Source organism: Stenotrophomonas sp. 278 (genome assembly GCF_003935715.1).
In the GTDB taxonomy this organism is placed as follows: domain Bacteria; phylum Pseudomonadota; class Gammaproteobacteria; order Xanthomonadales; family Xanthomonadaceae; genus Stenotrophomonas; species Stenotrophomonas maltophilia_AH.
Map to the genome: position 1 here is coordinate 1 of NZ_RHPP01000029.1, position 16708 is coordinate 16708.

The window sequence follows — 16708 nt, forward strand, 5'->3', positions numbered from 1 at the left end:
CGGCGCGGCGTGGCCGGCGGTGGCCGCGCGCGATGCGCTGATCGCGTCGGTGTTCCGCACCCGCCACGGCGACGACTCGCACCGTGCGCGGCTGCGCGTTGAGATCGGTCGGCTGCGCCGGCAGCTGCCGGACGGCGTGAGCCTGACCAGTCACGCGGACGGCTACCGGCTGGAGCTGTCCGCAGAAAGTGCCGTCATCGTGCTGGAGCCCCCCTTCGATGACGCCCCCGACGTAGTGGCGGCACTGCTGGCGGACGGTGCGGGCTGGTCCAGTTCGGCGCTGGCATTGGCCCTGGGCATCAGCCAGCGCGGGGTGCAGCGGGCTTTGGCGGGCCTGCAGGCGCAGGGTCGGGTGCGCGCGAGCGGGCAGGGCCGGGCCCAACGCTGGCGGGCAGCACCGCTGACCGGATTCACGACAATGTTGTTACTCCCCGGGCTGCTTCCGGACGATTAGTGTCGGCAGCAGGCACTCCTTCCGACGTGCCAGGAGACGCATCATGAACAAGGCTTCCACCCCGACCCTGCATGACGCGCAGGTGCTGCGCGAATACGGACCTTTCAAAGGCGCAGACGCCATACACGGCGTCAGTTTCGACGGTGAGCGGGTCTGGGCAGCGACCGGTCCGGCCCTGGTCGCCTTCGACCCCGCCAGCGGAACGCCGGTGCGCTCGTTGCCGGTCCCGTGCGATGCCGGCACCGCGTTCGACGGCACCTACCTGTATCAGATCGCCGAAGCGCGCATCGACAAGATCGACCCGGTCAGCGGCAAGGTGATGTCCTCTATCCCTGCTCCGGGGGGCGGCACGGATTCGGGCATGGCCTGGGCCGAAGGCAGCCTGTGGGTGGGACAGTACCGCGAGCGACGCATCCACGAGGTGGACCCGGACACCGGCAAGGTGCTGCGTACCATCGAGTCGGACCGGTTCGTCACCGGGGTCACCTGGGTGGACGGCGAACTCTGGCATGGTACCGACGACGGCGAACGCAGCGACATCCGCCGCATCGATCCGGCCACCGGCCGCGTGCACGAGCGCCTGCAGATGCCCGAGGGCATGCATGTAAGCGGTCTGGAATCCGACGGCGCGCAGGTGTTCTACGCCGGCGGCGGCCGCAGCGGACGGGTTCGCGCGGTACGCCGTCCTGGCGCTTAACGTGACGCATTCGCATTTGGGCGCTACCATGCGGCATGTCTTCCAACGCTTCGAACCTGACCGAACTGCTGATCCGCGAGCGGCCGGCGCTGCTGCGCCTGGTGCAGCGGATCCTGGGCGCTGATGGCGGTGCCGAAGATGTGATCCAGTCGGTCTGGTTCAAGGCGCGCGGGGTGGACAGCGCCCTGCCCATCGACAACCCGCGCGCCTACCTGTTTCGGCTGGCCAGCAACCTGGCCACCGATCACGGCCGCGAGCGCACCCGGCGCGCGCGGCTGTTGGCCGAGCAGCACCTGTGGGGACCCGACGAGGCGCTTTCCGCCGAGGAGCAGGCGATGGCCCAGGATGAACTGCAGCGTGTGCTGGATGCCGCCGCACATCTGCCTGAGCCTACCCGCACCATCTTCCGGCTCAACCGGCTGCAGGGCCTGACCCAGGCCGAGATCGCGCGCCGGCAGGGAGTGTCCGTCACCACGGTCGAAAACCACGTCCGCGCCGCGCTGCGGCGGCTGGCGTGGGCGCGGCAGGGGCGCTGAGCCGGTGCCGTCCTTGGGGAAGGCGCGTGCCTGATCGTCATGGGACGAGAGTCTCCGCGCCGGCTACCATGCCGGATTGCGCCTGACACCGCCGCCACTGCCAGCCATGAGCCCGCCCGAACCGTCACCCGCACCGCCGCTTGCCTCTGATCCCCCCGCCGAACAGGCGCGGGCATGGATCGCGTGGCTGACGTCGGGCGCTGTGGATGCGCCGCGCATGGAAGATTTCGAACGCTGGCTGGCGGTGCCCGGGCATCGGCGCGCCTTCGAATACGAGCGTCAACTGTGGCGCGTGCTGGGGCCGCCGGTTGCTGAAGAAGCCAGGCTTGCGCCGCGGCCGGGTCGCCGTCGCGCACGCTTGTCGCTGGCCGCCGCCGCAGCGCTGGCGCTGCTGTGGGTCTCCCCGGAAGCCTGGCTGCGACTGCGCGCCGATCACCGGACCGGCACCGCCGTTGCGACGGTGGCGCTGCCCGATGGCAGCGCAGCGGTCCTGGATGCCGATTCGGCCATCGCCGTGGACTACAGCGACACCCAGCGCGTGGTGCGGCTGCTGCATGGCCGGGTCTGGTTCAAGGTTGCGCCAGGCCATCCGCAGCCGTTCCGCGTGCTGGCCCAGGGCGGTGTGGTGGAAGACATCTCCACCGCGTTTGCGGTTGCCACCGCTGCCGATGGCGTGGAAACCGAGGTGGAGCAGGGCCAGGTGCGCGTGGCCGCGCGCGCCGACGGTGGCTGGACCTATCTGCTGGCAGGACAGCGCGCGGGGTTCGCACGCGGCGGTGCCGTGCAGCGGCATCCCGACCGCGCGCCTGATCGGATTGCCGCATGGCGCGAAGGCGAGTTGCTGCTCGATTCGACGCCAGTCGCTGACGCTGTGGCGCAGCTAGCACGTTACCGCGACGGAGCCACGTTCGTGCGTGGCGATCTGTCCACGCTACCCGCTGTGAATGCCGCATTACGTGTGGACCAGCCCGAGCAGGCGCTGGACGTACTGGCCGCCACCGCCGGCCTGGAGCTGATCCGTCTGCCGATGGGCGCGGTGATCGTGCAGGTGGCCACGCAGGACCGAACCACGCCGCGCTGAACCAATCGGACCGTCCGTTGCGATTCTGCTTGGGGAAGCTGCGCGCCGGTTCGTCTTACCTCCCGAACGTACCCGCCGCCGCCACGTACTTCGCAGCGCCCGTTTTTCCCGCGGGAATGCCGCCTGAGCGGCTTGTCTCACTTACAGGTTTCAACATGTCTCTTGTTTCCCGCCGGGGCCTGCGTCCGTCCCGACTCTGCAGTGCGTTGCTTGCCGCCGGTTTGATCACCACCTTCGCGTATCCGGCTTTGGCGCAGTCGCCTGACCCGTCCGCGTTGACCGCCACCCACCGCTTCGACATTCCCGCCCAGCCGCTCGCAGACGCGCTGCGCGCCTACATGCGCCAGTCCGGTGTGCAGGTGGCTTACCCGGCGGCATTGGCCAATGGCATCACCTCGAGCCCGGTCAACGCCGAGCTGGATGCGCAGTCGGCGCTGGCGCAGCTGTTGCTGGGCAGCGGGCTGGCCCCGCGTACGGTCGGCGCAGGCGCGATCACGCTGGAACGCGCACCGCAGGCCGCGCGTACCGACGGCGTGACCGTGACCCAGCCGCTGCGCGTGGCCGGTGACACTCTCCCCACCGGCAGTGCGCTGGACACGGCGCGCACGCTGGACACCTACCGCGCCACCGGCTCCAGCGTATATGTGCCGCGTGCCACCATCGAGCGCTTCCGTGGCACCTCCAACGCCGACATCGTCAAGGGCGTGGTTGGCGTGACCGCCGGTGATCCGCGTACCGCCAACGCGCTGGATCTGAACATCCGTGGCATCCAGGGCCAGAGCCGCATTCCGGTGATCATCGACGGTGGCCAGTCGACCATGGATACCTACCGGGGCTACGCCGGGCAGTCGCAGCGCACCTACCTGGACCCGGACCTGATCAGCAGCTTCACAGTCACCAAGGGGCCCAGCCTTGGCGCGAATGCGTCGGGAGGCATCGGTGGCGTCGTGGAAATGGACACGCTGAAGCTGGACGACGTGGTCCGCGAAGGCCAGGACAGCGGCCTGCGCGTGCGCAGCGGCATCTCCAGCGGCAGCGCGCGCGATCTGCCCGAATACGAAGGCGAGCCGGGTACCAGCCGCAACAGCCTGGGCGGGCAGTTCTTCAACATTGCCGGTGCGAAGCACTGGGATCGCTTCGATCTGGTCGCCGCGTATGCATGGCGCGACACCGGCAATTACTACGCCGGCAAGCACGGTTACGACGATTTCCCGCAGACGCGGCGCACGCTGGCCCCGCTGAATCCGCCGAACACCGAAGTGTTCAACACCTCGTCCAAGTCCAATTCGGTACTGCTGAAAGGTACATGGCGAATCGATGACGCGCAGACCCTGGAAATGGGCTACCGCAATTACAGCGGCCGCCAGGGCGAGATCATGGCCTCGCAGATCATCCGCGTGAACCGCGATCGCGTGCCGCAGTGGGAGCCGGGCAGCGTGGACCTGGATGCCTACAACCTGCGCTATCGCTTCGCCCCGGGTAACGACGCGGTCGATCTGAAGGCCAACCTCTGGTACACCAACGCCGACAGCCTGATGTACAACGGCCTGACCGGCATCACGCCGTGGTACTTCGACCGCCGCACCGAGTGGTATGACGGCCCGACCTTCAACGAGAACCCCGGCTACAAGGACGCCTACCGCAACAGCATGAACCAGGAGCGGTTCGGCCTCGACGTGTCCAACACCACGCTGCTGATGACAGACGCCGCCGGGTTGTTCACTTTCGACTATGGCCTGTCTTTCAGCAATGAGGACGTGGGCCCGGGCAAGAACGCGCCGATCATGTTCGATGACCTGGTCAACAACCGTTTCCTGCGCAATGCCCAGCGCAAGGAATACAGCGCGGTGGCCTCGATGAAGTGGCAACCCGACGACCATTGGGAAGTACTGCTCGGCGGACGCTTCAACCGCGTGAGCATCCAGGACCGCAACCGCCTGGCCACGGTCACCGAAGAGTCGGTGGTCGGCCAGTATCGCTACACCCAGCTGCTCGACGGCAATCCGGCGCTGCCGGCGTGGCGGGCCAAGCGCATCGCCATGCTGAACTGGTATCCGGACGCGAACGGGCAGTTCACCGAAGCCTCGCTGCTGGCCTCGCCGTACGAGAAGGGCACGGTCGCCGATATCACCGGTTGGAACTTCCACGACAACCCGGATACGGAAGATCTGATCGTGCCGACCGCATGGAGCTGGTCGCAGCCGATCAAGCGCACCGACAATGCGTTCATGCCGACCGCCAGCGTGACCTATCGCTTCAACGAGGACACGATGGTGTACGTGAAGTATGCCGAAGGTGTGAAGCTGCCCAGCCTGTTTGAAAGCACGCTGGGCCTGTTCACCGCGGCCAAGCCGGTGGACGGGGAGCTCAAGCCCGAACGCGCGGCGACCTGGGAAGTGGGAGCAAGCACGGTGCTGCACGGGGTGTTCGCGGATGGCGACCATGCCGCGTTCAAACTGGCGTACTTCAATACCCGCATTGATGACCTGATCACCCGCGACTACCGTACCCTGTCGGCGGGCTATATCCGCAACATCGATCGCTTCAAGGTGTCCGGCCTGGAGTTCCAGAGTACCTACGACGCCGGCAAGGTATTTGCCGACCTGTCAGGCCACTACTACTTCGAGGCCAAGACCTGCGCGCCGGATATCGCTGCCGAGCGCCGGGCCTATGGCGTGCAGCGCAGGATCGCCGAGCTGGCAGCAACGCCGGACTGCGTGGACGGTGGCTTCGAGGGGTCCTACAGCAATACCCAGAATCCGCCGAAGTACACGGTGAACTTCACCTTGGGCTCGCGGCTGTTCGACGAACGGTTGAGCTTCGGTACCCGCGTGGTGCACAACGCCGGCCCGATCAGCAAGCTGGACAAGGAATGGAACGTCGGGCTGTCGGCGATCCAGCAGTTGTACCAGCCGGCCACGATTGTCGACGTGTTTGCCAGCTGGCAGGCCAGCCAGAAACTGGCGCTGGACTTCAACGTGGACAACCTGACCGATCGGTATTACCTGGACCCGCTGGCGCTGGGCGTGATGCCGGCTCCGGGCCGGGTGATGCGGTTGGCGTTGACGTACCGGTATTGATCCCGGGGGTGACGGGCATGGCCCGTCACTACGCGGCGTCTCCCCCGGCTGGCGGCGTGGCGTGATGTATCCCGTAGAGCCGGGCTTGCCCGGCTGGGCAGGTGATGCATCTGTTTCAGCCGGGCAAGCCCGGCTCTACGATCCCACGCATCAACGCATCAGCGCGCCATCGCATCCGCGTGCAGCGCCTCATTGAGCTCATCCACGATGATGGCCCAGTCCGCATCGGATTTCAGCTGCTCGGCCAGGAACTGGCGCTGGCCATCGTTCCAGAACGGCGCTTCGGCCACGGTCACGTCCGCCGGCAGCTGATGCTTGAGAATGAAGGCGGCAATACCGTCCTTGCTCGCATCCAGCCCCAGCTGCTCGAAGAGGGTGGTCATGCGGGTTTCAGTGGTGTCCATCGGAAGTCCTCGTGGGGCGGTCAGGCTGGCATTATCGGCAACGGCAGGTGAGGATGGCATCGCCGGAATGGGGGAGCCGCCCGCAGTGCTGTAATCGGCTTGGGGCCGGTGGCCGCTCACGCGTCCTACTCCAGGTACCACCCACTAAGATGTGAATTGCATGCTTGCCCTCGACACCCCCGACGCCACCCGCAGCCAGCGCCTCAAGGCCGCCACCCGTGACAGTCACGGCGCGCTGGATGCGCGCATCATGGCCGGCGACATCTTTGCCAGCCGCGACCATTTCGCGCGCTTCCTGCGGGTACAGTTTCGTTTCCACCGTGATGTCGATGCGTTGTACGGCAGTGCGGCGCTGGACGCGCTGCTGCCGGATCTGGCCGAACGTCGCCGGCTGAACCAGGTCGCCCAGGACCTGCAGGATCTGGAACAGGCGCTGCCGACCCCGCTGGCGGCTCCGTTGCCCGCGGACCTGCCGCTGGCCGCTGCCCTGGGTTGGCTGTATGTGGCTGAAGGCTCCAACCTCGGCGGTACCGTGCTGTACAAGATGGCAGGAAAACTGGGACTGGATGCCGGCTTCGGCGCGCGCCACCTGGCCGCGCATCCGGACGGCGCGGCGCGCCACTGGCGCAGCTTCACCGCCGCGTTGGACAGCGTGCCGTTGACTGCGGAGCAGGAGCAGCAGGTCATCGATGCCGCCGACGCCGCGTTCCGCAGCGTACATGCGCACGTGGAACAGGAGTTTGGTCAATGAGGAGCCGTGACCGCTGATGCGCTGGCTGTGGTTCGCACTGGGTTGGGTGATGGTGGCGCTGGGCGTCATCGGCGCGCTGCTGCCGGTGATGCCGACCACCATCTTCCTGATTCTGGCGGTGGGTTGCTTCGCCCGTAGTTCGCCGAAGTTCGAGCGCAGACTGCTGGAGCACCCCAAGTACGGTCCCGCGCTACGGGCCTGGCGTGAGCAGGGCGCGGTAAGCCGCAGGGGCAAGGCGTTTGCCGCCGGCGGCATGGCGTTCGGGTTCGTGATGTTCTGCTGGGGGGCGCGTCCGTCGTGGCCGCTGTTGCTGGGGGTGGGGGCGTTCTTCCTGGCCAGCGCCATCTACGTGTTATCGCGCCCCACACCCGTACCGTAACCGCTACAACAACGGCACCAGCAACAACGCCACGATGTTGATGATCTTGATCAACGGATTGATCGCCGGCCCGGCCGTGTCTTTGTACGGATCGCCCACGGTATCGCCGGTGACCGCCGCCTTGTGCGCCTCGCTGCCCTTGCCGCCAAAGTGCCCGTCTTCGATGTATTTCTTGGCGTTGTCCCAAGCGCCGCCGCCAGTGGTCATCGAGATGGCCACGAACAGTCCGGTGACGATGGTGCCGATCAGCAGCCCCCCCAGTGCACGGGGTCCCAGCAACAGGCCGACCACCACCGGAACCGCCACCGGCAGCAGCGACGGCACGATCATCTCGCGGATCGCCGAGCGGGTCAGCATGTCCACCGCGCGGTCGTACTGCGGTTTGCCGGTACCCTGCATGATGCCGGCGATCTCGCGGAACTGACGGCGGACTTCCTCCACCACCGCACCGGCGGCACGGCCGACCGCCTCCATCGCCATCGCGCCGAACAGGTAGGGGATCAAACCGCCGATCAGCAGGCCGATGATCACCGTGTGGTCGGACAGATCGAAGGTGAACACCTCGCCGGGGTTGGCCGCCTGCAGGTTGTGGGTGTAATCGGCAAACAGCACCAGCGCGGCCAGCGCCGCCGAGCCGATCGCATAGCCCTTGGTCACCGCCTTGGTGGTATTGCCCACTGCATCGAGCGGGTCAGTGATGTCGCGGATTTCCGAAGGCAGTTCGGCCATCTCGGCGATCCCGCCGGCGTTGTCGGTGATCGGGCCGTAGGCGTCAAGTGCCACGATCATGCCGGCCATCGACAGCATCGAGGTGGCCGCAATGGCGATGCCGTACAGGCCGCCATGCAGATGCGCCAGCCAGATCGCCGCGCAGACCGCAATCACCGGCAATGCGGTGGATTTCATGGACACGCCCAGCCCGGCAATGATGTTGGTGCCATGCCCGGTGGTCGAGGCCTGTGCCACGTGCTGCACTGGCTTGTACTGGGTCCCGGTGTAGTACTCGGTGATCCAGACGATGAGACCGGTCAGCAGCAGACCGATCAGCGCGCAGATGTAGAGATTGAACGCGCCATGGGCGTTGTCCGGCATCAGCTGTGTGGTGATCGGGTAGAACGCAATTGCCGCCAGCACACCGGATACGATCACGCCCTTGTACAGCGCGCCCATGATCGAACCACCGGGCTTCACCTTGACGAACAACGCCCCGATGATCGAGGCGATGATCGACACCCCCCCCAGCACCAGCGGGTACAGGATGGCGTTGCGCCCGGCTTCGGCGAGCATCAGGCTGCCCAGCAGCATCGTGGCGATCACGGTCACCGCATAGGTTTCAAACAGGTCGGCAGCCATGCCGGCGCAGTCGCCGACGTTGTCGCCGACGTTGTCGGCGATCACCGCCGGATTACGCGGGTCGTCTTCGGGAATGCCGGCTTCCACCTTGCCGACTAGGTCCGCGCCTACGTCGGCCCCCTTGGTGAAAATGCCACCGCCCAGGCGCGCGAAGATCGAAATCAGCGACGAACCGAACGCCAGTCCCACCAGTGCGTGCAGTGCCTGGTCCTGGGCCAGGCCTAGCCGCAGCAGCAGCGCGTAGTAGCCGGCGACGCCGAGCAGGCCCAGCCCGACCACCAGCATGCCGGTGATCGCGCCGCCGCGGAAAGCCACGTCCATTGCCGCGCTCAGCCCGTTGCGGGCCGCTTCGGCCGTGCGCACGTTGGCGCGTACCGACACGTTCATGCCGATGTAGCCGGCCGCACCGGACAGCACCGCGCCGATCGCAAAACCGATCGCGGTGTACCAGCTGAGAAAGACGCCCACCAGCACGAACAGCACCGCGCCGGCGATGCCGATGGTCAGGTATTGACGGTTGAGGTAGGCGCGCGCGCCTTCCTGGATGGCGGCGGCGATTTCCTGCATGCGGGCATTGCCGGCGGGTTGCCGCAGGATCCAGCGCGCTGAAATGATGCCGAAGAGAATCGCAAGGATGGCGCAGAGCAGCGCCAGAGAAAGCCCATAACGTTCCAGCATGTCCCCTCCCGGGTGATGGATTGGCATCCAGCGGATGGACGAACCTCACCACGTAAAGGGCACAACGGGCTGCAACGATGGACCAACCCGATCAGACCGTGCCCGGTCCTCCTGCGTGTGGCTTTGTTCAGCAATCCTGGTGCGCCCTGATTATGCCCCACCTTCCCACCCTGTTCATCACGTCCCTGCCAGCCTCCGTCCATTGCCCAGTCACATCGGAGGCCTCCATGTCCCCACGTACCCTCCTGCCGCTGGCGCTGCTGGCGATCAGCCTCGCCGCCAACGCCGCGGATACCCCCGAGATCAAGCGCCCCACCGGAAGCCCGCAGGCCAACGGTGCCACTCACACTCTGCGTCAGATTCCCGAGGCCTGTGCGCGCCTGGAAGGCACCTTCAGCGGTGATGCCGCACAGCCCTACCGCTTCAATGTGGTGCGCACCAGTGAGCAATGCCAGCCGCGCTCGCGCTTCGTCGACTTTGACAAGGCGCAACCGAGTGCGGCCAAGGGCTGGAAGCTCAATGACGTGATCCGCGTGCCCAGCGCCGCCTGCCCGTCGCAGCAGGCGGTGGTCAGCGTGTGGCGGCTGCCGGTGGACAGGAAGCCGGAGCTGGACGGGCAGGGCCAGTCGCGGATCTATCTTGAGGATGCGAAAAAGCAGGCCGCTGCAGGCAAGACCGCGCAGGTGCCGATGTTTGCGGCGAAGGCGGAGGTGCAGGGGAAGGCCTGTATGTAATCCGTAGAGCCACGCCCTGCGTGGCTGCTCTCCGTTCCGACGTCATGAACGCCTGACGCCCGTCTTCGTCAGACACCAAACGCCGGACGGCGAATCGCCATACCGGCACCCGTGCCTTCGGATGCTTGTTCCGCGCGTTGCGCGGGTACCACGCAGGGCGTGGTACCTACGGAATTTCTACGTGCGCAGGACGATTGCGCCGTTCGCCGGGCCTGGGCCCGGCGGAGCTTCGGTCAGGCCTCGAACGCCGGAAGTTTCTTTTTCACCGCCACGTTTTTCAGCGTGACGTAGCGGGGCAATCCATCCGCCCCGTAGGGCAACGGCGCTTCACCTTTGATCAACGGCGACAGATACGCGCGCGCCTTCTCGGTGATGCCGAAGCCATCGCGGCGGATGAAACCGGCCGGCATCTTTTTCTCATGGTTGGCCACCTTGTGCAGCGGAGCCGGCTCGATCTTCCAGCGGTAAGGCTTGTCGCTGCTGCGCACGATCACCGGCATCACCGCGTTCTGGCCCTTCAGTGCGTACTGCACTGCGGCCTTGCCGACCGCCTGCGCCTGCTCCCAATCCGTCTTCGAGGCGATATGCCGCGCCGAGCGCTGCAGGTAATCGGGCAGGGTCCAGTGCACCTTGTAGCCCAGCGCGTCTTTGACCCGGCCGGCCAGCAACGAGGCGACCCCGCCCAGCTGCGAATGCCCGAAAGCGTCCTTGCCGCCGCCTGCGTCGGCCACGAAGGTGCCGTCAGCCGTCTGGATGCCTTCGGAAGCCACCACCACGCAGTGGCCGACGCGCTCCACCACCTGTTGCACCTTGGCCAGGAAGGCGGCTTCGTCATAGGCACGCTCTGGCAGGAGGATGATGTGCGGGGCATCGTCAGGGCCTTCACCGGCCAGCCCGGCCGCGGCCGCCAGCCAGCCGGCATGCCGGCCCATGGCCTCGTAGACGAACACCTTGGTCGAGGTTTCGGCCATGGCGGCCACGTCCAGCGCCGCCTCGCGCACCGACACGGCCGTGTATTTGGCGGCCGAGCCGAAGCCCGGGCAGGTGTCGGTCACTGCCAGGTCGTTGTCGATCGTCTTGGGAACGCCGATGCAGGTCAGGTCGTAGTTGAACGCCTGGGCCAACTGCGACACTTTCCAGGCGGTATCGGCCGAATCATTGCCGCCGTTGTACAGGAACCAGCGCACGTCATGCGCCTTCAGCACGGCCAGCAGACGCACATAGCGGGCCCGGTCGGCTTCCAGCGATTTGAGTTTGTACCGGCACGAGCCGAACGCCCCACCCGGGGTGTGCGCCAGCGCGGCGATGGCTGCCGCCGACTCCCTCGAGGTGTCGATCAGCTCTTCACGCAGTGCCCCCAGAATGCCGTTGCGCGCGGCCAAGACCTTGATTCCTTTGGCTCTGGCGGTGCTTATCACGGCCGAAGCCGTGGCGTTGATGACGGCGGTGACGCCGCCTGACTGGGCGTAGAGCAGGGTGCCTTTGGACATGGTGCGACCTTGGTCTGGGGAGGAAGACATTGCAGGGACATTACCCGTATGAGGTAAAGTGCGTGTATTGCGGTGCAGCGTGAGCGGGAATATCCGCGCCGCGCGAACCCTTCCTTTTTACCAAGTTGGAGTCAGGTTGATGCGATTGGTTCTGTTGGGACCGCCCGGTTCGGGCAAGGGGACACAGGCGACGCGCCTGAAGGACAAGCTGGGCCTGGCCCACATTTCCACCGGCGACATGCTGCGCGCGGAAATTTCGGCCGGTTCGGAACTCGGCAAGCAGGCCAAGGCGGTCATGGACGCCGGCAATCTGGTGTCCGACGAGATTCTGCTGGGCATGCTGGAATCGCGTCTGTCCCAGGCCGACGTGGCCAAGGGCTTCATTCTCGATGGTTACCCGCGCAACGTGGCCCAGGCCAACGCGCTGGACGCCCTGCTGGCCAAGATCGGCCAGCCGCTGGATGCCGTGGTGCAGCTGGATGTGGCCACCGACCTGCTGGTGCAGCGCATCGCCGGTCGTGCTGCCGAACAGGGCCGTGCCGATGACAACCCGGAATCGGTGCGCAACCGTCTGAACGTGTACAACGAGCAGACTGCCCCGGTGGTGGACTTCTACGCTGGTCGCGGCACGCTGGAGCGTGTTGACGGCGTGGGTGAGCTGGACGAGGTGGAAGCGCGCATCCACAAGGCGATCAAGGCCTGATGCGGCGGGGCGCTGCTGCGGCAGCGCCAACGTCTTACACCTGCACGCCCAGCTCGGGGAAGAGCCGGGCGTGCGGTGTAAGGAACCAGCGAGCGGGCTTGCTCAGGGCCCCACAACATGAGCCCCCCTGGGGATTGGCCTCTTGGGGAGTAGGACCGATGGGGGTATTGCGGCTGGCAACGTGAATTGTGTCCGTCTTCACAGTACAGCGGTATAGGGGATTCCCTTACACGGTTCAGATTTCCCCTACGCAGCCACGCAGGGCGTGGCGCTACGCGCATTCCCCATCTGCGCTGATGATCGGCGACAATCGGGTCATGAGCACGATTCATATCCTTGGAATTGCCGGCACCTTCATGGGCGGCGTGGCCGCGCTGGCGCGGGAACTGGGCCATACGGTCCGTGGCAGCGACCAGGCGATCTACCCGCCGATGTCCACCCAGCTGGAGCAGCTGGGCATCACCCTGGACCCCGGCTATCGGGCCGACAGCGTCGCCGCCGACTGCGACGAGGTGGTGATCGGCAATGCCCTGTCGCGCGGTAATCCGGCCGTGGAAGCGGTGCTGGACGCCGGCCAACGCTACATCTCCGGTGCACAGTGGCTGGCCGAGCAGGTGCTGCCGGGGCGTGACACCCTGGCCGTGGCCGGCACCCACGGCAAGACCACCACCACCACCATCCTGACCTGGCTGCTGCAGGCCGCCGGCCGTGAGCCGGGCTTTCTGATCGGCGGGGTGGCCGAGGACTTCGGGGTTTCGGCCCGTGCAGGGCAGGGACGGGAGTTCGTGGTCGAGGCCGACGAATACGACACCGCTTTCTTCGACAAGCGCAGCAAGTTCGTGCATTACCGGCCGGTGGTCGCCATCCTGAACAACCTGGAATACGACCACGCCGACATTTTCCCGGACGTGGCCGCGATCCAGCGTCAGTTCCACCATCTGGTCCGCACCGTGCCGGCGCGCGGTCGCCTGATTGTCAATGGCGAGGATGCCTATCTGGCCGAGGTGCTGGCGATGGGCTGCTGGACGCCGGTGGAGCGTTTCGGTTTCGACCCGTCGCTGGAATGGCATGCCGAGCTGGTGCACGCCGATGGCAGCGCCTTTATCGTGCATCACCGCGGCGTTGCCGTGGGCCAGGTGAACTGGCCGCTGCTGGGCCGCCACAATGTGCTCAACGGTCTGGCTGCGCTGGCCGCCGCGCACGCGGTGGGCGTCGATCCGGTCACGGTCATCCCGGCCCTGGCCCAGTTCCGCAGCGTCAAGCGCCGCCTGGAAGTGATCGGCAGCGCACGCGACATCACCGTCTACGACGACTTCGCCCATCACCCCACCGCGATCCGCACCACGCTGGAAGGCCTGCGCGCCAAGGTCGGCGCGGCCCGCATCGTGGTGGCGATGGAACCGCGCAGCAATTCCATGCGCCTGGGCGCACATGCCGATGCGCTGGCTCCTTCGCTGGACGGAGCCGATGCCGTGGTGTTCCTGCATCGCCCCGAGCTGGCGTGGGATGCAGCCAACGTCATCGGTGCCGTGCGGGGCCAGGCACATGCGGTGCCCGACACCGATGCACTGCTGGCTCAGCTGGGAGACATCGTCCAGCCCGGTGACCATGTGGTGTTCATGTCCAACGGTGGCTTCGACGGCGCGCCGCGTCGTTTCCTGGCCCAGCTGCAACAGGGCTGAGCGTCATGAGTGAAACCGTGTCACTGCCGCTGTTTCCGCTGCATTCGGTGCTGCTGCCGAACGCGTCGTTGACGCTGCGTATCTTCGAGCGCCGTTATCTGGACATGGTGCGTGAGTGCAGCCGCAATGAGACCGGCTTTGGCATCTGTCTGATCCTCAAGGGCGACGAGGTTGGCACACCCGCGACCCCGGCGGCACATGGGGTGGAGGCGCGCATCACCGATTTCGATGTCGGTCCGGATGGCGTGCTGGTGCTGACCCTGCGCGGACACCGGCGCTTCCATGTGGAGCAGGTGCGGGTGCGCGACAACGGACTGATCGTGGCCGATGTCCAGTGGGCCGAGCCCGACCACGACGACGAGCTTCGACCCGAGCATGCGCTGTTGTCGACCGTGCTGGAGCACATCATCGAGCAGGCGGGCAATCCGTATGCGCCCAAGGTGCCGATGCTGCTCGACCAGGCTGCCTGGGTGGGTTGGAAGCTGGCCGAGCTGATGCCGCTGGAAGAGTCACAGCGGCTGCAGCTGCTGCAGCGCGATGATCCGCATCAGCGGCTGGATGATCTGCTGGGCTGGATTCCCTGATCCCGCGGGTCACGACCAACGGTCGTGACCTACCGCACTCACGAAACGGTGGATCACGACCGTGGGTCGTGATCGGTGCGCACGCGCAATACCGGCGTCTTCGATTCCGGATGCGGCTCCACTGCATGCGGCAATCCGTCCAATGCCTTACGCACCGCCTTCAACGACGGGTCGATGCCGCGCATGGGATGCCACATGCCGATCAGGCCGAAGTGCTGCTGGTAGCGCAGGGTCTGCGCGCTGCCCAGCCACAGCGGCTGCTTGCCCGGGGTCAGTTCGGCCGGAGCCGGCCACAGACGCAGCGCATAGATCTCGTACGGCGCATCACCGGCGCGGATCATCAGCAGCGACTCGACCTGGGTGTCCAGCGTTGCCGGCAGCACCGGCACTTCTTCCGGTGCGGCCGACTTGTCCAGCATCAGCAGCGCCTGCTCCCAGCCGGCCTGTGGCTGTACATGCCAGCCGTGGGTTTCCAGTTGCTGGCGCAGCGGTCCCAGCGGGCCGGCTACCTGCACGTCCAGCGGCCAGCGCTGGTCATCGTCGAACTCATTGCGACGCGCCGGCAGGGCGCGCCACGCGCCGTCCCACCAGCCCTGCGCGGTCAACGCGGCGGGTGCGGGCTGGGCCGGTTCAAAACGCAGCAGCTTGGCTTCGATGTTGCGCGGGGCATACCAGAACGCCGCCGCGGCGAACGTGCCGTAGAACAGCCATGACACCGGCTTGACCCAGAACGATCGGTTGAAGCGGCGGCGATAGGCGATGCCCAGCACCAGCAGCCAGAAGATGCCGAACAACATGCCGCCGATCACGTCGCTCAGCCAGTGCGCGCCGAGGTAGATGCGGGCAAAGCCGATCAGGCTGACGATGATGCCCGACAGCAGGTACGGCCACACCCGCGTGCGACCGGGGAGTTCACGCCCGATCAGCACCGCGAAGAAGCCGAAGGTGATGGTGGCCATGGTCACCGACACCGACGGGAAGCCGAAGCCGCTGCTCGCATTGGGCGGCCGCACCACATCGACAGTGGTGCCCAGCAGTTCGGTCAATGCATAGCCGAAGGCCAGGGCCGCCAGCCAATGTCCGGCCGCCATCCAGCGCCGGCGCCAGATCAGATAGCCCATGCCGGCAGCGGTCGCCGGCATCAAGACCTGCCAGGCACCCAGCGAGGCCAGCGCCGCCATCGGGTAGTCGGCCAGCGGGTTGCGCAGGGCCAGCATCGCCTCGTGCACCGCCAGGTCCAGCGCCAGCGGTTCGCCATGCGCGACCACGGCCATCAGCAGGGCGAACCAGCACCAGCCGAGCAACAGCAGCATCAATGCCAGCATCGCCAGCGGCACCGATTCACGGCGGTTCGGGTCGAACACCGCCACCGAGTACCGGCCCAGGGTGGGGTGGCGCTGATACCAGCGCAGCAGCCCCGCCAGCCAGGTGTCCATGCGCGCTGCCGACCAGCGGTAGCCATACAGCACGATCGCCCAGACCACGCCCAGCACCACGCCAACCAGGGCCAGCACCATCACCAGACGGCCGGCCACCGCCGCCACCGCGTCATAGGCTTCGCCCAGCACCCAGCCCGGGGCCAGGAACAGCAGCGCCCAGCTGATCGCGGCGATGCTGCTGGCCTGCAGGTAGCGGGGAACCGGCATCTTCATCATGCCGGCGATGGCCGGCACGAAAGGACGGATGGCTCCTACGTAGCGCGCCACCAGGATGCTCTTGAAGGCATTGCGGCGGAACATGATTTCGCCGCGGTCGAGCAGCTGCGGGTAGCGACTGAACGGCCAGATGCCGCGCAGCCGGTCACCCCAGCGGCGGCCAATCCAGTAACTGAGCGCATCGCCGGCCAGCGCACCCAGCGCGGTGCAGGCCACCGCATACGGGCCCGAGATCTGGCCCAGGCCGATCAGCACGCCCACGGCGAACAGCAAGGGCAACGCCGGCACGATCGCGCCCAGAATGATGACCGCATCGCAGAAAGCGATGAGGAAGACGACCGCACCGGCCAGTACGGGGTGAGCTGCGATCCACGCGAGCGTGGCATCGATCCATGAAGAGTCCATCGCCGGATTATAGAGGGGCAACGCTGACTGGCTGCCACCGGT

At 66.6% G+C, this 16708-nt stretch carries 14 protein-coding genes and 1 pseudogene; 11 read left to right on the top strand and 4 right to left on the bottom strand.

Annotation, left to right across the window (positions count from 1 at the left end; all coding sequences use genetic code 11):
- The 5 genes and pseudogenes from EGJ34_RS22160 to EGJ34_RS07100 all read left to right on the top strand — a co-directional run.
- Positions 1–454, top strand: a pseudogene (locus EGJ34_RS22160) (helix-turn-helix domain-containing protein); the annotation flags it as partial.
- A 43-nt stretch (positions 455–497) separates the two neighbouring features.
- Entirely contained in the window at positions 498–1151 is a 654-nt protein-coding gene (locus EGJ34_RS07085) for a PQQ-binding-like beta-propeller repeat protein (RefSeq protein ID WP_125359796.1), read from the top strand.
- A 35-nt stretch (positions 1152–1186) separates the two neighbouring features.
- Entirely contained in the window at positions 1187–1687 is a 501-nt protein-coding gene (locus EGJ34_RS07090; RefSeq protein ID WP_125359797.1) for a sigma-70 family RNA polymerase sigma factor, read from the top strand.
- Between the two features lie 106 nt (positions 1688–1793).
- The gene (locus tag EGJ34_RS07095) at positions 1794–2768 is read left to right on the top strand and encodes a FecR domain-containing protein (RefSeq protein ID WP_125359798.1); all 975 of its coding nucleotides are present in this window, start codon (positions 1794–1796) and stop codon (positions 2766–2768) included.
- A 155-nt stretch (positions 2769–2923) separates the two neighbouring features.
- Entirely contained in the window at positions 2924–5848 is a 2925-nt protein-coding gene (locus EGJ34_RS07100; protein WP_125359799.1) for a TonB-dependent receptor, read from the top strand.
- 158 nt (positions 5849–6006) lie between these two features.
- Here EGJ34_RS07100 and EGJ34_RS07105 read toward each other — a convergent pair whose 3' ends face one another.
- Positions 6007–6252 carry a DUF2789 domain-containing protein gene (locus EGJ34_RS07105; protein ID WP_125359800.1) on the bottom strand — a complete coding sequence of 82 codons (246 nt, stop codon included), beginning with the start codon at positions 6250–6252 and terminating at the stop codon, positions 6007–6009.
- Between the two features lie 160 nt (positions 6253–6412).
- Between EGJ34_RS07105 and EGJ34_RS07110 the strand changes: the two genes are divergently transcribed.
- Positions 6413–7003 carry a biliverdin-producing heme oxygenase gene (locus EGJ34_RS07110; protein WP_125359801.1) on the top strand — a complete coding sequence of 197 codons (591 nt, stop codon included), beginning with the start codon at positions 6413–6415 and terminating at the stop codon, positions 7001–7003.
- A 16-nt stretch (positions 7004–7019) separates the two neighbouring features.
- Positions 7020–7382: a YbaN family protein gene (locus tag EGJ34_RS07115; RefSeq protein ID WP_125359802.1), complete on the top strand. Its 363-nt coding sequence runs from the start codon at positions 7020–7022 to the stop codon at positions 7380–7382.
- Between the two features lie 3 nt (positions 7383–7385).
- Here the strand turns inward: EGJ34_RS07115 and EGJ34_RS07120 are convergent, their stop codons facing one another.
- Entirely contained in the window at positions 7386–9413 is a 2028-nt protein-coding gene (locus EGJ34_RS07120) for a sodium-translocating pyrophosphatase (RefSeq protein ID WP_125359803.1), read from the bottom strand.
- A gap of 227 nt (positions 9414–9640) precedes the next feature.
- Here EGJ34_RS07120 and EGJ34_RS07125 point away from each other — a divergent pair, with 227 nt between their 5' ends.
- Positions 9641–10147, top strand: coding sequence for a hypothetical protein (locus EGJ34_RS07125; protein WP_125359804.1), 507 nt, complete (start codon positions 9641–9643; stop codon positions 10145–10147).
- Positions 10148–10380: 233 nt separating this feature from the next.
- Here EGJ34_RS07125 and EGJ34_RS07130 read toward each other — a convergent pair whose 3' ends face one another.
- Positions 10381–11637 carry a 6-phosphofructokinase gene (locus tag EGJ34_RS07130; protein ID WP_125359805.1) on the bottom strand — a complete coding sequence of 419 codons (1257 nt, stop codon included), beginning with the start codon at positions 11635–11637 and terminating at the stop codon, positions 10381–10383.
- Between the two features lie 139 nt (positions 11638–11776).
- Here EGJ34_RS07130 and EGJ34_RS07135 point away from each other — a divergent pair, with 139 nt between their 5' ends.
- The 3 genes from EGJ34_RS07135 to EGJ34_RS07145 all read left to right on the top strand — a co-directional run bounded on the left by EGJ34_RS07135 (position 11777) and on the right by EGJ34_RS07145 (position 14606).
- A complete protein-coding gene (locus tag EGJ34_RS07135; protein ID WP_125359806.1) occupies positions 11777–12340 on the top strand; it encodes an adenylate kinase in 564 nt (187 codons plus the stop codon).
- A 317-nt stretch (positions 12341–12657) separates the two neighbouring features.
- Positions 12658–14022: a UDP-N-acetylmuramate:L-alanyl-gamma-D-glutamyl-meso-diaminopimelate ligase gene (gene mpl / locus EGJ34_RS07140; RefSeq protein WP_125359807.1), complete on the top strand. Its 1365-nt coding sequence runs from the start codon at positions 12658–12660 to the stop codon at positions 14020–14022.
- Positions 14023–14027: 5 nt separating this feature from the next.
- Positions 14028–14606: an LON peptidase substrate-binding domain-containing protein gene (locus tag EGJ34_RS07145; RefSeq protein WP_125359808.1), complete on the top strand. Its 579-nt coding sequence runs from the start codon at positions 14028–14030 to the stop codon at positions 14604–14606.
- Between the two features lie 53 nt (positions 14607–14659).
- On the opposite strand, the gene EGJ34_RS07150 is transcribed toward EGJ34_RS07145, so the two are convergent.
- A complete protein-coding gene (locus EGJ34_RS07150; protein ID WP_125359809.1) occupies positions 14660–16666 on the bottom strand; it encodes a bifunctional DedA family/phosphatase PAP2 family protein in 2007 nt (668 codons plus the stop codon).
- Between the last annotated feature and the right edge of the window lie 42 nt (positions 16667–16708).

Bases quoted from the DNA above. Each gene is read 5' to 3' on its own strand.
- EGJ34_RS07085 (WP_125359796.1), top strand. From the start codon at position 498: ATGAACAAGGCTTCCACCCCGACCCTGCATGACGCGCAGGTGCTGCGC.
- EGJ34_RS07090 (WP_125359797.1), top strand. From the start codon at position 1,187: ATGTCTTCCAACGCTTCGAACCTGACCGAACTGCTGATCCGCGAGCGG.
- EGJ34_RS07095 (WP_125359798.1), top strand. From the start codon at position 1,794: ATGAGCCCGCCCGAACCGTCACCCGCACCGCCGCTTGCCTCTGATCCC.
- EGJ34_RS07100 (WP_125359799.1), top strand. From the start codon at position 2,924: ATGTCTCTTGTTTCCCGCCGGGGCCTGCGTCCGTCCCGACTCTGCAGT.
- EGJ34_RS07105 (WP_125359800.1), bottom strand. From the start codon at position 6,252: ATGGACACCACTGAAACCCGCATGACCACCCTCTTCGAGCAGCTGGGG.
- EGJ34_RS07110 (WP_125359801.1), top strand. From the start codon at position 6,413: ATGCTTGCCCTCGACACCCCCGACGCCACCCGCAGCCAGCGCCTCAAG.
- EGJ34_RS07115 (WP_125359802.1), top strand. From the start codon at position 7,020: ATGCGCTGGCTGTGGTTCGCACTGGGTTGGGTGATGGTGGCGCTGGGC.
- EGJ34_RS07120 (WP_125359803.1), bottom strand. From the start codon at position 9,413: ATGCTGGAACGTTATGGGCTTTCTCTGGCGCTGCTCTGCGCCATCCTT.
- EGJ34_RS07125 (WP_125359804.1), top strand. From the start codon at position 9,641: ATGTCCCCACGTACCCTCCTGCCGCTGGCGCTGCTGGCGATCAGCCTC.
- EGJ34_RS07130 (WP_125359805.1), bottom strand. From the start codon at position 11,637: ATGTCCAAAGGCACCCTGCTCTACGCCCAGTCAGGCGGCGTCACCGCC.
- EGJ34_RS07135 (WP_125359806.1), top strand. From the start codon at position 11,777: ATGCGATTGGTTCTGTTGGGACCGCCCGGTTCGGGCAAGGGGACACAG.
- mpl (WP_125359807.1), top strand. From the start codon at position 12,658: ATGAGCACGATTCATATCCTTGGAATTGCCGGCACCTTCATGGGCGGC.
- EGJ34_RS07145 (WP_125359808.1), top strand. From the start codon at position 14,028: ATGAGTGAAACCGTGTCACTGCCGCTGTTTCCGCTGCATTCGGTGCTG.
- EGJ34_RS07150 (WP_125359809.1), bottom strand. From the start codon at position 16,666: ATGGACTCTTCATGGATCGATGCCACGCTCGCGTGGATCGCAGCTCAC.